Source organism: Brevundimonas lenta, from assembly GCF_014196335.1.
GTDB lineage: Bacteria > Pseudomonadota > Alphaproteobacteria > Caulobacterales > Caulobacteraceae > Brevundimonas > Brevundimonas lenta.
This window is the reverse complement of sequence record NZ_JACIDM010000001.1, coordinates 429,196-443,505: the sequence shown is the minus strand read 5'-3', so window position 1 is coordinate 443,505 and position 14,310 is coordinate 429,196. Positions and strand designations below refer to the sequence as shown.

Below are 14,310 nucleotides of genomic sequence, written 5' to 3'. Positions count from 1 at the left end.
CGTCCGGCCGTCATCAGGATCAGGGCGCGAAAGCCCGGATGAACCGCCGCGCCGTCTCCCGCGCGCGGGCGTCCCGGTCGAAGGGCGGATGGGGCACGTTCAGCACGCCGCGCAGGTGACCGTGGCCCAGCACCATGCCGGAGAACATCTCGGCCGCCGCGTCGGGATCGGGCACGGTCAGGCGGCCGGCGGCGTCCTGTTCCGTCAGCCAGGCCGAGAGGCGGCGCAGGCCCTCTGCGGGACCGGCGTCATAGATGGCGGCGGCGACGTCGGGCGCATGCGGCGACATCAGCGCCACGCCGCGCATCGAGCCGCGACCGTCCTTGCCGCAGAGCTTGTCCAGCATGCCGGCGGCCAGCGCCGTCAGCACGGTCTCGGGATCGCCGCCCGTGCGCAGGGGCGCGCTGATGGCGTCGGAGCGCCGCGCCGCCAACGCCCGGCCGATCTCGGCCTTGGACGGGAAGCGGTTGTACAGCGTCTGGCGCGACACCCCGGCCCGGCGCGCGATGGACTCCATCGACGCCGCCGCGCCCTTCTCGGTGAACAGCTCAAGCGCGGCGTCGAGGATGGCCTCGGTCTTGGTCTCGTCGATCTGTCCGGCGACGCGGGGCATCAGTGCGCCTCCACCGGCGGGGCGCCGGTCGGGATCTTCACCGGCTTGGCCAGCAGGGTGACGAAGGCGGCGAAGGCGCAGCCGATGGCCAGCATCGCGAAGGCGTCGCCGAAGGCCAGGGTCGTGGCCTGCTGGTACAGCATGCCGTGGATCGCCTTCATCGCCGCGCCGGCAGGATCGAGGGAGTCGGCGAACCGCTCCTGCATACCGGCCAGCATCGCCGTCATGCCGCCGTCGGTGTTCGGGATGGCCTGTGTCAGATCGCTCATGTGCCGCGCCGTATTGGTGGTCAGCGAGGTGTTCAGCAGGGCCAGGCCGAAGGCGCCGCCGACGTTGCGGAACAGGTTCACCAGGCCCGAGGCGTTCTTCACCATGTGCGGCGGCAGGGTCGACATGGTCACCTGCTGCGAGGCGATCATGGCCATCATGACGCCGACGCCGCGCAGGGCCTGGACCCCGGCGAACTGCCAGAAACCCCATTCCGTGGTCACGGCGTGGGCGTCCCACATGCCCCAGGCGCACATCATGAAGCCGGTGAACATCAGGACGCGCGGATCGACCGCCCGCACCAGCCGGCCCGCGAACGGACCGGTGGCGAACATGGCGAGGCCGGACACCACCATCGTCGTCCCGACCTCGGCGGCCGAGTAGCCGCGCACCCGGCCGAGGAACAGGGGCATCAGGAAGGTGCCGCCGAACAGGGCCGCGCCGACGGTGAAGGTCATCACCACCCCGACCATGAAGTTGCGGTTTTTGAAGGCGCGCAGCTCGACGATGGGGTTGTAGTAGCTCAGCGCCCGCCAGATGAAGGCCGGGCCGGTGATGGCCGCGACGACCGCCAGCAGCAGGATGTGGTCGTCGGAGAACCAGTCGTTCTTCGACCCCTCCTCCAGCACGAACTGCAGGCTCATGAGGAAGGACGCCATCAGCGCCAGTCCCCACCAGTCGAAGCCCTTGGCCAGGCTGGGGTCGCCCTTGTCGAAATTGGCGTAGCGGCCGACCAGGAACAGCACCAGCAGGCCTGGAGGCACATTGATGAAGAACAGCCAGCGCCAGCTGAGCTGCTCGGTCAGGTGACCGCCCAGGGTCGGGCCGACCGTCGGCGCCAGGGTCACGATCAGGCCCATGATGACGCTGGCGGTGATGCGATGCTTGGGCGGGAAGGCGGTGAAGGCGACGGCGAAGACGGTCGGGATCATGGCCCCGCCGACGAAGCCCTGCAGCGCCCGGAAGAAGATCATCATGTCGATCGAGGTCGACAGGCCGGTGGCCACGCTCATGGCCATGAAGCCTGCGCAGGACACGAGGAAGACGTTCCGCGTCCCCCATAGCCGCGACAGGTATCCCGAAAGCGGGATCATCACGACCTCGGGGATCAGATAGGCGGTCTGGATCCAGCTGATCTCGTCGGCCGAGGCGCCCACGCCGGCCTGGATCTGCGGCAGGGACGAGGCGACGATCTGGATGTCGAGGATGGCCATGAACTGGCCGATCACCATGCCGGCGAAGCCGAGCAGCAGGATCGTCCAGTTGACCTCCGGCGCCGGGGCGGCGGGCGCCGCGGTCATGGCGGGATTTGCAGCGGTCATGACATGAGTTCCGCGGAGGGTCCGGGAGCCGGGATCACCGGCTCGCCACCTCCGTCGTCGCCTCGGCGGTCTGCATGGAGCCCGTCGCGGCCTCGGCGAAGCTGAGGGTGCCGTCGCTCTTCAGGTCGACCTTGACCTCGACCGACAGGCCGGGACGCAGGGCGGCGCCTTCGCGGCGGTCGACGCGGATGCGCACCGGGACGCGTTGGGTGATCTTGGTGAAGTTGCCGGTGGCGTTCTCGATCGGGATCAGGGCGAACTCCGAACCCGTCGCCGGTGCGAAGCTGTCGATGTGGCCGACCAGCGGCTCGCCCTTGAAGGCGTCGGCCTTGATCTCGACCGTCTGGCCGAGGCGCAGACGGTCCATCTGCGTCTCCTTGAAGTTGGCCACCACATAGGTGTCGCCCAGCGGCACGATCGACAGGATGGTCCCGCCCGGACGCACGTACTGGCCCACGCGGACGCCGCGGGCGCCGACGACGCCGGACACCGGCGCGCGGATGACGGTGCGGTCGAGCGCGATGCGGGCCTTGTCGACGGCGGCGCGGGCCTGTTCGACCGAGGCGACCGACTGATTGCGGGTCGAGCCCAGCACGCCGGCGGCGCGCTGTTCGGCGACCAGGGCGGCCTGCGCCTCGGCGACCGAGGCCTGGGCGGTGCGGACGCCGGCGCGTTCGGTTTCGATGCGCTGCTGCGAGACCCAGCCCTTCTCGGCCAGTTGGCCGTAGCGGGCGACCTGCTGGCTGGCCAGTTCGGCCTGGGCCTGGGCCTGGGTCACGGCGGCAGCGCGCGAGGCGATCATCGCCTGCTCCTGCTCGGCGCGGGCGTCGACGTTCTGCACCCCGGCCTGCAGGGCGGACAGCTGGGCCTCCGCCTGGGCGAGGTTGGCCTTGGCGTCCGCATCATCGAGACGGATCAGCACCTGGCCGGCCTCGACGCGCTGGTTGTCGGCCACCAGCACCTCGACGACATAGCCGTCGATCTGCGGGCTGACCTCAGTGGTGTCAGCCTGGACGAAGGCGTTGTCGGTGGCTTCCCACCGCTGCTTGCCCTGCCACCAGACGACCCCGCCGACGATCAGGGCGAGGCCCACGACGGCGGCGACGATCAACGGCAGACGCTTTTTCTGGACCGGGGTGAGGGTCATGAACGGAACTCGGGGAGGAGATCGGGGGAGGATTGGCCGCATAAATGGACAGAACCGTCCAAAAATCAACTCCGCTTGTTTCGGCGCCGCAACACGTCATGTTTCGCCCCGTTAAGGTCTGTGATGACAAACCCCCTCCCCGCCTCCCTCGACATCGCCGTCATCGGCGCCGGCGCCGCCGGCATCGCGGCCGCGCGCGCCCTGTCCGGACAGCCGCTGTCCGTCGCCGTTCTGGAGGCGCGAGAGCGTATCGGCGGCCGGGCCCACACCCTCGCCTTTGACGGCCACGGCCTGGACATGGGCTGCGGCTGGCTGCACTCGGCCGACGAGAACGTGCTGGCCGAACGGGCCGAGGCCGAGGGCTTCACCGTCGATCGCACCCCGCCGCCGTGGCGCAGGCAGGCCTTCAATCACGAGATGTCGCCGGCGGAGCAGGCCGATTTCCACGAGGCCTTCACCGCCTTCGAGGAGCGGGTGGCCGAGGCCGCTGCGGCGAACCGGGAAGGCCCCGCCTCGACCCTGTTCGATCCCGGCAGCCGCTGGAACGCCCGCATCGACGCCATCTCGGGCGCGCTGAACGGGGCCCGTTTCGCCGAGGTCTCGATCCTCGACTACGACGCCTATCGCGACACCGGGGTGAACTGGCGGGTCGTCGAGGGCTATGGCCGGCTGGTCGCGCATCTGGGCGCGGGCATCCCGGTCGTCACCGACTGCGCGGTCAGCCGCGTCGACCGCGCGGGCCCGACCCTGAAGCTGACCACGGCGAAGGGCGTGGTCGAAGCGCGCGCCGTCATCGTCACCGTCCCCACCGACCTGATCGCCCGCGAAACCCTCCGCCTCGACCCGCCCCTGCCGGACCTGGTCGAGGCCGCCGCCCACCTGCCGCTCGGCCTGGCCTCGAAGCTGCACATGACGGTCACGGGCGCCGACGACTTCCCGCCCGACAGCCAGCTGTGGGGCCGATCCGACACCTCAGACACCGCCGGCTATCATCTGCGCCCCTTCGGTCGCCCGATGATCGAGGCCTGGTTCGGCGGCGACATCGCCCGCCAGCTGGAGGCCGAGGGCGAGCCCGCCTTCTTCGCCTTCGCCACCGACGAGCTGGTCCACCTGCTGGGCTCGGACATGCGCAAACGCCTCGCCCCCGTCGCCGCCTCAACGTGGGGCGCCGATCCCTGGTCCCTGGGCGCCTACTCCCACGCCCTGCCCGGCCACGCCGGGGACCGCGCCGTGCTCAAGACACCGCTGGAGAACCGCATCTTCATCGCCGGCGAGGCGACGGCGGAGGCCTTCTACGGCACGGCGCACGGGGCGTGGATGGAGGGCGAACGCGCGGCGCGCGAAGCGCTGGCGGCGCTGAGCATTCGAACCTGATCCGTCAGGCCGGCGCAGGGATTGGACGGAGCCGCCGGGAGGGGTCACAACTGCCGTGGAGCTTTGACGGTCGGGAGACGGGCATGCATCGGGGAATGGGGATCGTCCTGGTCCTGGGCATGATCATCGCCGCGCTCTTCGCCGCCTGGACCAGCGAGAGCCGGAGTCCGTATTTCGATCCCGCCCTCTACAAGGGGTCCTACCCGTGCACGCTCGACTACGATGGGACGCGGGGAGCCATCGATACGAGCGTTGAAGACTGGTTCGCCAAACCGCTCCGCCGGGTCAGCGAGCCTTCGCTCTATTTCAGCAAGCCTCCGGCCGGGACGACGACCCTTCGCTTCACCTTCCTGCCGGCCTTCGTCGAACCCGTCGTCGTCCGGATCGACGATCTGTACGGCGAGCAGCCACGCCTGACGGCAACGCGGGTCGTGGACCAGGTCATCGTCCGCGAAGGCCCCGATCACATCACTCGCGACCTGGCGAAGGCCGAGGTGGAGCCGATCATCGCCTTTCTCGCCTCCTCCCGCGTTCTGAACCTCCCGCCGGACTCATGCCTCAGCGGGATCGACGGCGTCGTCTTCCTGATCGAGGCGAACGGACCCGGAGGCTATCGCTTCATCAACCGGTGGGGCGTGTCGGACGGGCCGGTCTATGACCTCGGCAACATGATGTTCGACCTGACCGGATGGTCGAACGGCAGACAGGGTCCCGACCGCGGCGAGCTGGGCAGGCCCTACACCGATTCCGACGGCAGGCGGTGGCCAAGACCGGACCCCGTACCCGCCCCGGAGATCTGACCGGTCCCGGCTCGTCGCTCCCTACTTCTTTTTCACCTGCAGCTGCCGGCCGTTCTGGTGCAGGACCATGCCGTCGACCGCGCCCGAGGCATCGCGGGTGAAGACCACGCGGGCGTCGACCACGGTCAGGAAGAAGGCGTCGGGGCCTTCGGCGAACAGTTCGAACTGGTCCTGGCCGGTGGCCTGGGTCATCAGCTTGCCGTCGACCACCGACATGGTGAAGGCGAAGGTCGGGGTGGCTTCGTAGACGCCCTCGTAGGCATGCAGGGCTTCGGGCGCGACGGCGATGGCCTGGCGCTCGCCGTGCAGGGTGACGGTTCCACCGCGGGCGAGGGTCATCAGATCCGTGCCGAGCGTGTCAGGCGCGAGGCCGTTGAGGTTGCCCAGCACCACGACCGTCAGCCGGTCGCCGGTCTCGTAGCCGAGGTAGGTGTTGAAGCCCTCGATGCCGCCGTTGTGGCTGATGACGGTGTCGCCGTCCGTCTCGGTGACGCGAAGCCCGAGGGCGTAGTCGTTGCGGCCGGGGGTGGTCAGGGCGCGCATGGAGTCGGCGTTCAGCAACCGGCCGCCGAACAGGCCCTGCTCCCACTTCAGCAGGTCGCGCGTCGTCGAATAGAGGCCGCCGGCGCCCTGGGGAACGCTCATGTCGATGTAGTCGGCGTTGACGACGCCAGCCGACGACGGGGAATAGCCCGAGGCGCGGCGGGGCAGCACGAGGTCGTGGCGATCGTAACCGCTGTCGCTCATGCCCAGCGGCTGGAACAGGTTGGCGGTGACGAAGTCGGCGTAGGACTGGCCGCTGACCTTTTCGATGATCGCGGTCAGCAGGACGTAGCCGGAGTTCGAATACAGCCAGCGCTCGCCCGGCTGGAAGTCGAGCGGCCGGTCGCGGAAGCGGCCGATCAGTTCGGCGGGCGTCGTCGGCAAGGTCTTCGACGCCGCATAGTCGTCGAAGGCGGTGAAATTGGGTACGCCCGAGGTGTGGTTCAGCAGGTGGCGCACGGTCACCGCGTCCCAGGCGGCCGGGGCGTCGGGCAGATACGTCTTCACCGGCGCATCGAGATCGACCAGGCCGCGCTCGGCCAGCAGCACGACGGCGACGGCGGTGAACTGTTTGCTGACCGAGGCGAGGCGGAAGCGGGTGTCGCCGGCGTTGGGCACGCCCCATTCGCGGTTGGCCATGCCGTAGCCGCGGTCCAGCAGGATCTCGCCGTCGCGGGCCACCAGCACCGAGCCCGAGAACTCGTCCCGGTCGGCGGCGGCGCGGACGATCTGGTCCATCCGGTCGACGTCCTGGGCCAGGGCAGGCGCGGCGCAAAGGACAAGCGCGGCGGCGACGAAGGCGATGCGCGCACCGCTGGACAGAATGGTCTTTGACATCGTTAGCCCCTCTCAGGCGTGACCTTCACGCCGCTGGTAGAGACCACAACCTGCGCTGGCGGATGCGGCCGATCAGCTTAAGCTTGTGTAATGTGCCGGGGGCAAGGGTCTTGGATCGGCCGGGAAACGCGCTATCGGTCAGCCATGGTCAAACCCGCCGGCGCCAAACCCCGATCCCGTGCGAAGGCGGTCGCCCCGAAACGCCCGGCCGTCATGACCGGCGCCATGGTCCCCGTGCTGCGCTGGCCGCCGGACGAGGATCGGGTCGAGACCATCTTCGAACGGCTGTCGGCGATCATGCCCGACCCGAAGACCGAGCTGAACTGGTCCAGCCCCTACACCCTGGTCGTCGCCGTCGCCCTGTCGGCCCAGGCCACCGACGTCGGGGTCAACAAGGCCACCGACAAGCTGTTCAAGGTCGCCGACACCCCGGCGAAAATGCTCGCGCTCGGCGAGGAGGGGCTGGTTTCGTACATCAGCTCCATCGGCCTCTATCGCGGCAAGGCGCGCAACGTCATCGCCCTGAGCCGCATCGTGCTGGAGCAGCACGGCGGCGAGATCCCGCTGAACCGCGAGGCGCTGCAAGCCCTGCCCGGCGTCGGCCGCAAGACCGCCAGCGTGGTGCTGAACGAACTGGGCATCGAACCGGCCATCGCCGTCGACACCCACGTCTTCCGCGTCTCGCATCGCCTCGGCCTCGCCAACGCCGGCACCCCCGACAAGGTCGAGGCGCAGCTGCACCGCGTGGTGCCCGAGGAGTGGCTGCCCAAGGCCCACCACTGGCTGATCCTGCACGGCCGCTACACCTGCACGGCGCGCAAGCCGAAATGCTCCAGCTGCGTGATCAGCGACCTGTGCCCGAGCCGCGCGGGACTGCAGGCCCTGGGCGAGGCGGCATAGGTCGGTGACAAACCGCTCCCTGCCCCTGTTGACGCTATCGGCCGTCGCGCTGGCGATAGTTCTGGTGGCGATCGTCGGCCTCTCTCCGATCGTGGTCTCCAGCCAGGACGAGAGTATCGGCCGAATCGTCATCTATCTCCTGCTCCCGCCCTTTCTCTCTTCAGCGGGCCCGCGTTTGGTTATGGCGGCGCTGCTGCTGTGGGGTGGTTGCCTGCTTCTCCGGCCAGCTTCACGCCGCAGGCTCCGGACGGTGGCTGTATGCTGCGCAGCGGTAGGTGTGGTCTCGGGCATTTGGGAGATCGCGAGTTCAGAGCTCGCTTTCGCCAGGGCCTGGTCGAACACCTCCGACTGGACGCTCGCCGATGCGCGCGCCTACTTCCTTTCGGTCAACTACCTGGATGCGCTGCTACAGGCTGCGTTCGGGCTGTTTTCCTGCGTCCTGCTATTGGCGCTGGGAAACCTCAGGCGCTGGCCTCAAGCCTGACCTTCACCGCTGCCGCGAACTTCGCGCCGCCGTCGGGCGCCGAGCCGAGATAGAAGTCCGGTTCGATAAGTTCGGCCTCCATCAGACGCCAGCCGCCCTCGGGGGCCTGGGCCATGTCGATGCGGGCGTAGAGGAGGTCCTCGTCGATCGCGGCCAGGGTCTGTTGCGCCAGCGCCAGCGCGGCCGCGGGCGGTTCGGGAAGGGCGACGTACTGGCCGCCGAACTGCACCTGGATACGGAAGTCGCCGCCGACCGGGCGCTTGTTGACCACGTGGCTGAGCGCGCCGCCGAAGAACAGCAGGCTGGTTTCGCCTTCCGTCTCGATCGACGGCAGATAGGGCTGGATCATCGCCGGGCCCTGGGGGGCGTCGACCATGGTCTCGCCGCGCGACAGGCGCAGGGTCTTCCACGCGCCGCCGGAGACGCGCGGCTTGACCACGACCGTATCGACGCCGAAGCGGTCGAAGGCGGCGTCGACGTCGGCCTGGTCCACGCCCTCGACCCACATGGTGTCCGGCACGGCGACGCCCTTGTCAGCCAGGCGGCCGAGATAGGACTTGTCCGAGTTCCAGGCGATGACGTCGGCGGGGTTCAGCATACGCACGCCCGCGGCGGCCCAGGTGGCGCAGGCCTGCATCCAGCGGTCGTGATCGCGGTGATAGCCCCAGACGATCAACGGCAGGACCAGCGGATAGCCGGTCAGGGCCGAGGCGTCCCCGATGTGGTCGGTCCACGGCGTCGGCTCGACCGTCACGTCCGCCGCCTTGAGCGCGTCGGACAGGCGCTCCAGCACCCCGGGCCACTGGCCGGCGTAGGACGGATCGGCGGGGTCGGGGGTCAGGACGGCGATACGGGTCATGACGACGCTCATGCCAGGGTTCGCCCCCTTTTTCTATCGTCATTCCCCGGCGCGCAGCGACCGGGGAACCCAGCGGCGCCGAAGGCGATCCGGCCCGACGGGCGCGTGGGATTTTCGCCCTTCGGGCGCCGCTGGGTCCCCCGGTCTGCGTCGCTGACGCGCCTTGCCGGGGGATGACGAAAGCTCAGGATTCGCGCCGGAGTCTCGCCAATCGGCGCCCGGACCGCTATGGCGCGCCCATGACCCAAGCCGCTCAATACGACGTCCTCGCCGTCGGCAACGCCATCGTCGACGTCCTCGCCCCCTGCGAACCCGCCTTCCTCGAGGCCCAGGGCCTGGTGCCCGGCTCGATGCAGCTGGTCGACGCGAACCAGAGCGCGGCCCTGTACGCCGCCATGGCCGCGGGCGTCGAAGCCTCGGGCGGCTCGGCCGGCAATACCGTCGCCGGCGTCGGCAGTTTCGGGGGCCGCGCGGCCTATATCGGCAAGGTCGCCGACGACCAGCTGGGCGGCGTCTTCACCCACGACATCCAGGCCGTCGGCGTCCATTTCGAAACCCCGCCGCTGCAGGACGGCGCCGCCCAGGGCCTGGCCACCGGCGTGTGCATGATCAACGTCACGCCCGACGCCCAGCGCACCATGTGCACCTTCCTGGGCGCCGCCAACCAGCTGACCGTCGCCGACATCGACGCGGACCTGGTCGGCGCCTCGGCCATCGTCTACCTCGAAGGCTATCTGTTCGACCCGGCCCCGGCCCGCGCCGCCTTCGAGGCCGCCGCCGCCGCCGCCCACGCCGCGGACCGCAAGGTCGCCATCACCCTGTCCGACTCCTTCGTCGTGCACCGCTGGCGCGCCGAGCTGCTGGCCTTCATCGAGGCCTCGGCCGACATCGTCCTGGCCAATGAGGCCGAGCTGGCCGCCCTGTTCGAAACCGAAGACTTCGACGCCGCCGCCGACCGCCTCGCCTCGATGGTCGAGGTCGCCGCCGTGACCCGCGGCGCCGCCGGTTCGGTGGTCATCTCGGGCGACGAGCGTGTCGATGTTCCGGCCTTCGCCGTCGACAAGATCGTCGACACCACCGGCGCCGGGGACCAGTACGCCGCCGGCCTGCTGCTGGGCCTGGCCCGCGGTCTGTCGTTGGAGGACGCCGGCAAGCTGGGCTCGCTGGCCGCCTCGGAAGTCATCGCCCACTGGGGCCCGCGCCCGATGACGCCGCTGCAGGCGCTGGCGGAACAGGCGGGGCTGACGCTGGGCTGAAGGCCAGGCCGAATTACTCCGCTCATCCCCGCGAAAGCGGGGACCCAGCGTTTTGGGTGATCGGTGAGAACCGACGATGCGCGGCTCGCAGTCCTGAAGCGTCGGCGCACCAACAAAAGGACTGGGTCCCCGCTTTCGCGGGGATGAGCGGATTTTGTGAGTCAGCTCCGCCGGATCGTCACATACAGCGCGCCGTCACCGCCGTGGTGGCGCGCGGCCGGGGCGAAGCCGGACACCACCGTCCTCAGGGTCGGCGACTGCAGCCATTCATGCACGGAGGCGCGGATCACGCCCGTGCCGCCGCGCCGGCCCTGGCCGGTGACCACCAGGACCGAGCGGTAGCCGCGCGCCTGGGCGCCCAGCAGGAAGCCGGTCAGGGCGTCCTGGGCCTGGAAGCGGCCGTAGCCGTGCAGGTCGATCTTCGCCTCGATGGGATCCCTCTCGCGCGACAGGCGGCGCTGACGGCGGGGCTCGAGTTCCTCGGGCAGGCCGCGGGTGCGTTGGGGCTGGGGCGCAGGCGGCGTAACGACCGCCACCGGGCGTTTCGCCTTCGGCGATTTCGTCGGATGGGGCGCGGCCGGCGGATCGGGTTCGACCGCGCCGATGGCGATGCGCGGGGCCTTCTTCGGTTTGGCCGGGGTCACCGAGCCCGTGACCCGGGCCCAGATGCGGCGGTCTTCAGGGCTCAGGTCCGAGCGCCGGCTCATGCCTCGGTGTCTGGCTCGTCGGAGGCGAACTCGACCGGGCCCGGCTCATGCGCCAGCAGGTCGCCGGGCTGGCAGTTCAGCTCGCGGCACAGGGCGTCCAGGGTCGAAAAGCGGATCGCCCGCGCCTTGCCGGTCTTCAGGATCGACAGATTGGCCAGGGTCACGCCGACGCGATCGGCGAGTTCCGTCAGCGACATGCGACGTTCGAGGAGGATGCGGTCGAGCTGGACGCGAATGGCCATGGTCGGTCTCTACCCGCAGCACGTTCGGGGGAAAAGGCGGCGATGACCGGATACGGGACTGCTCAAATGGTCAGCTCCGATTCCCGGCGCAGGCGCGCGCCTTCGCGGAACACCTGGGTCAGCACGAACACCACCAGGACCGAGAAGGCGGGGGTGATCAGGTCGAACAGGCTGGGCGAGGGCAGTTCGCCACGCACCAGGCGCGAGACCAGGGTCTGGCCGATCCAGGCGCCGCCGGTGACCACGGCCAGGGTCAGGCCGATCTGCCTCAGCCGGGCGACGTTGGCGGGATGGAAAGGGTCGCCCATGCGCAGCGTCAGCACGATGGCGCGCAGGTGGCGCAGGATCAGGGCGAAGCCGCCGAGATAGGCGATCACGGCGCCGGCGGCGAACAGGATGTAGGCGCGGGGCACGGGCACATTGGTGCCGCCCGACTCGGTCGTCACCGTCAGCCCCATCGGGCCCAGCGGGACGAACGCCATGAAGATGAAGAAGAGCACGGCGGCGACGGCGGCCAGCGCCAGGGCCCAGAAGGCGGCCGCGAGGGCGATGCTCAGAAGGGTGGTCATCGACCCGGCGCCCAGCCCGGGCAGGGCGGGCGTCCGGATGGAAGGCAGACGCATCCCGGACGATGACCGGTTCGGGAAGCGCATGGAGACGGCCTCTTTCAGGCCGGAACGAAGGGCGCGATCGCCGCGCGGGGTCCGGCGAACCCTCGCGCGGTCTTATTCATCGCGTGTCCCATTCGGATCGTCAAAGTCCCGGTGACCGAAAGGTCGATCAGAAGAACTGGACGAGGGTGGCGACCAGGGCGGTCGGCATGGCGGCGAGCAGGAAGGCGTTGAGGACGCCGTGGCCGACCTTTTCGATGAAGTAGGAAGCGTTCATGGTGTTCATTGTCGTTCTCCGTCAGTCCTGAATGAGGGACGTTTTTGCCCTCGTTTGGTTGTTCCGCTGCATCGACGTTGCCGGGGGAGGGCTTTATCGAGGAACGTCGCGGCGTCCGTTCTTGAGATAATAGATAGGCCGTGCGCGGCCGGAAGTCTCGTTACATATCGTTTAACGATATTAAACATCTGCAATGAATTGTTTCTGCTACGCTTGAGGTCGAAATGTTGAGACTGATCAAAGGGATGCGGCTGGTCGCAGCGACCCACAATCCCGGCAAGGCGCGCGAGATCGAAGCGCTGCTGGATGGACATTACGAGGTGGTCACCGCCGGCAGCCTGAATTTGCCCGAGCCGGACGAAACCGAGGCGACTTTCACCGGCAACGCTCTGCTCAAGGCGCGCCACGCCGCCGACCTGTCGGGCGAGGTCGCCCTCGCCGACGACTCCGGCATGTCGGTCGCGGCCCTCGACGGCGCCCCCGGCATCTTCTCCGCGCGCTGGGCCGGTCCGGACAAGGATTTCGGCTTCGCCATGCGCAAGGTCGAGGAACGGCTGGAGGAGATCGGCTCCGACGATCGGCGCGCCTGGTTCACCTCGGCCCTGGCCGTCGCCTGGCCGAACGGGCCGGCCGTGGTGGTCGAGGGCCGGGTCGACGGCCTGCTCACCTTCCCCCCGCGCGGCGACCGCGGCTTCGGCTACGACCCCATCTTCATCCCCGACGGCCAGACGCAGACCTTCGGCGAACTGGACCCGGCGCTGAAGGACTCCATCAGCCACCGCGCCCTGGCGTTCGCGAAACTGAAGGCGGCGCTCATCGACTGACGGTGTAAGGAGCCGTCATGATCCCCGACCCCGGCAGCGACGTCGCCCTCTACGTCCACTGGCCGTACTGCGCCCGCATCTGCCCGTATTGCGACTTCAACGTCGTGCGCGACCGCGGCCGCACGGACGAACAGCGCGGCCTGGTCGACGCCATCCTGACAGATCTGGAGGCGCAGGCCGCACTGACCGGCCCGCGCCGGCTGGCCTCCATCTTCTTCGGCGGCGGCACGCCCTCGCTGATGGATCCGGACGCCGTCGGCCGGATCATCGCCCGCACAACCGCCCTGTTCGAACCGCGCGGCCCGATCGAGATCACGCTGGAGGCTAACCCGACGGACGCGGAGGCCGATCGCTTCGCCGCCCTCGCCGCCGCCGGGGTCAACCGGCTGTCGATGGGCGTCCAGGCGTTGGACGACGCGGCGCTGAAGGCGCTGGGGCGCAACCACTCCGCCGACGAAGCCCGCCGCGCCGTCGCCACGGCCGCCCGAGCCTTCGACCGCCTGTCCATCGATCTGATCTACGCCCGCCCCGGCCAGACCGTCGCCGACTGGCGCGGCGAGCTGAACGAGGCGCTGGATCTCGGCTTCGAGCACGTTTCGCCCTATCAATTGACCATCGAGCCCGCGACCGCCTTCGGCCGCGCCTTCGCCCGCGGGACCCTGGTCCCGCCGGACGAGGATCAGGCCGCCGCTCTCTATGAGGCCACCCAGGCGGTGCTCGAGGGGGCCGGCTTCGAAGCCTATGAGGTGTCCAACCACGCGGGCGGCGTCGCCGCCCGCTCGTCGCACAACATCCATGTCTGGCGCGGCGGCGACTATCTGGGCCTCGGCCCCGGCGCCCACGGCCGCCTGACCCTGGACGGCGTCCGCACCGCCACAGTCGCCCGGCGCGGCATCGCCGACTATGTCCAGGGCGTCGCCGACGGCGCCCCGTGGAGCGAACGCGAACGCCAGTCGCCGGCCGAGGCCGCCGAGGAACGCATCCTGCTGGGTCTGCGGACAGTCGAGGGCGTGCGGCTGACGGATCTGGAGGCGCTGGATCTCGACGTGGAGGAAGGACGCCTCGCCGACCTGCTGGCCGACGGCTTCCTCGTCCGCGACAGCGACCGCGTCGCCGCCACAGCGAAGGGCCGGCCGGTGCTGGACGGCGTGCTCAAGGCGCTGCTGACCTGAAAAATCACCTCCATGCTTTCGTCATTCCGGGCGCAGGCTCGCGCAGCGAGCCGAAGACCCGGAACCCGGCGGCGC

General features: G+C 69.6%; 15 protein-coding genes. 7 read left to right on the top strand and 8 right to left on the bottom strand.

Going from position 1 to position 14,310, the window contains the following annotated elements; translation table 11 throughout:
* Window positions 1-19 precede the first annotated feature (19 nt).
* Genes GGR12_RS02270 through GGR12_RS02260 form a run of 3 tightly spaced genes read right to left on the bottom strand, consistent with a single transcriptional unit; the run spans window position 20 to window position 3,349 of the window.
* On the bottom strand, window positions 20-613 hold the full coding sequence (locus GGR12_RS02270; RefSeq protein WP_183202450.1) for a TetR/AcrR family transcriptional regulator: 594 nt from the start codon (window positions 611-613) through the stop codon (window positions 20-22).
* Window positions 613-2,202, bottom strand: a complete 1,590-nt coding sequence (locus GGR12_RS02265) for a DHA2 family efflux MFS transporter permease subunit (RefSeq protein ID WP_183202448.1) — start codon at window positions 2,200-2,202, stop codon at window positions 613-615. Before GGR12_RS02265 ends, GGR12_RS02270 begins: the two co-directional genes overlap by 1 nt.
* A 34-nt stretch (window positions 2,203-2,236) precedes the next feature.
* Window positions 2,237-3,349 carry an HlyD family secretion protein gene (locus GGR12_RS02260; RefSeq protein WP_183202446.1) on the bottom strand — a complete coding sequence of 371 codons (1,113 nt, stop codon included), beginning with the start codon at window positions 3,347-3,349 and terminating at the stop codon, window positions 2,237-2,239.
* A 123-nt stretch (window positions 3,350-3,472) separates the two neighbouring features.
* Here GGR12_RS02260 and GGR12_RS02255 point away from each other — a divergent pair, with 123 nt between their 5' ends.
* The gene (locus GGR12_RS02255; protein ID WP_183202444.1) at window positions 3,473-4,723 is read left to right on the top strand and encodes a flavin monoamine oxidase family protein; all 1,251 of its coding nucleotides are present in this window, start codon (window positions 3,473-3,475) and stop codon (window positions 4,721-4,723) included.
* 83 nt (window positions 4,724-4,806) lie between these two features.
* Window positions 4,807-5,523, top strand: a complete 717-nt coding sequence (locus tag GGR12_RS02250; protein WP_183202442.1) for a hypothetical protein — start codon at window positions 4,807-4,809, stop codon at window positions 5,521-5,523.
* 21 nt (window positions 5,524-5,544) lie between these two features.
* On the opposite strand, the gene GGR12_RS02245 is transcribed toward GGR12_RS02250, so the two are convergent.
* Entirely contained in the window at window positions 5,545-6,903 is a 1,359-nt protein-coding gene (locus tag GGR12_RS02245) for a serine hydrolase (protein WP_183202440.1), read from the bottom strand.
* 144 nt (window positions 6,904-7,047) lie between these two features.
* On the opposite strand from GGR12_RS02245, the gene nth reads away from it, so the two are divergent.
* Together nth and GGR12_RS02235 are read left to right on the top strand one after the other, a co-directional pair.
* Window positions 7,048-7,803, top strand: a complete 756-nt coding sequence (nth, locus tag GGR12_RS02240; protein WP_183202438.1) for an endonuclease III — start codon at window positions 7,048-7,050, stop codon at window positions 7,801-7,803.
* Between the two features lie 64 nt (window positions 7,804-7,867).
* A complete protein-coding gene (locus GGR12_RS02235; RefSeq protein ID WP_183202436.1) occupies window positions 7,868-8,287 on the top strand; it encodes a hypothetical protein in 420 nt (139 codons plus the stop codon).
* On the opposite strand, the gene GGR12_RS02230 is transcribed toward GGR12_RS02235, so the two are convergent.
* On the bottom strand, window positions 8,265-9,146 hold the full coding sequence (locus GGR12_RS02230) for an ATP-grasp domain-containing protein (protein WP_183202434.1): 882 nt from the start codon (window positions 9,144-9,146) through the stop codon (window positions 8,265-8,267). The two genes, GGR12_RS02235 and GGR12_RS02230, sit on opposite strands and share 23 nt — an antisense overlap.
* Window positions 9,147-9,385: 239 nt before the next feature.
* Here GGR12_RS02230 and GGR12_RS02225 point away from each other — a divergent pair, with 239 nt between their 5' ends.
* The gene (locus GGR12_RS02225) at window positions 9,386-10,402 is read left to right on the top strand and encodes an adenosine kinase (RefSeq protein WP_183202432.1); all 1,017 of its coding nucleotides are present in this window, start codon (window positions 9,386-9,388) and stop codon (window positions 10,400-10,402) included.
* Between the two features lie 161 nt (window positions 10,403-10,563).
* Here GGR12_RS02225 and GGR12_RS02220 read toward each other — a convergent pair whose 3' ends face one another.
* From GGR12_RS02220 to GGR12_RS02210, 3 genes are all read right to left on the bottom strand, one after another.
* Window positions 10,564-11,109: a Smr/MutS family protein gene (locus tag GGR12_RS02220; protein WP_183202430.1), complete on the bottom strand. Its 546-nt coding sequence runs from the start codon at window positions 11,107-11,109 to the stop codon at window positions 10,564-10,566.
* Window positions 11,106-11,351: a helix-turn-helix domain-containing protein gene (locus GGR12_RS02215; protein WP_183202428.1), complete on the bottom strand. Its 246-nt coding sequence runs from the start codon at window positions 11,349-11,351 to the stop codon at window positions 11,106-11,108. Before GGR12_RS02215 ends, GGR12_RS02220 begins: the two co-directional genes overlap by 4 nt.
* Before the next feature lie 62 nt (window positions 11,352-11,413).
* On the bottom strand, window positions 11,414-11,974 hold the full coding sequence (locus GGR12_RS02210) for a DUF2975 domain-containing protein (protein ID WP_246328709.1): 561 nt from the start codon (window positions 11,972-11,974) through the stop codon (window positions 11,414-11,416).
* A gap of 510 nt (window positions 11,975-12,484) precedes the next feature.
* On the opposite strand from GGR12_RS02210, the gene rdgB reads away from it, so the two are divergent.
* Together rdgB and hemW are read left to right on the top strand one after the other, a co-directional pair.
* Window positions 12,485-13,063 carry an RdgB/HAM1 family non-canonical purine NTP pyrophosphatase gene (rdgB, locus tag GGR12_RS02205; RefSeq protein ID WP_183203726.1) on the top strand — a complete coding sequence of 193 codons (579 nt, stop codon included), beginning with the start codon at window positions 12,485-12,487 and terminating at the stop codon, window positions 13,061-13,063.
* 17 nt (window positions 13,064-13,080) lie between these two features.
* Window positions 13,081-14,235, top strand: a complete 1,155-nt coding sequence (gene hemW, locus GGR12_RS02200) for a radical SAM family heme chaperone HemW (protein ID WP_183202426.1) — start codon at window positions 13,081-13,083, stop codon at window positions 14,233-14,235.
* The last annotated feature ends 75 nt before the right edge of the window (window positions 14,236-14,310 follow it).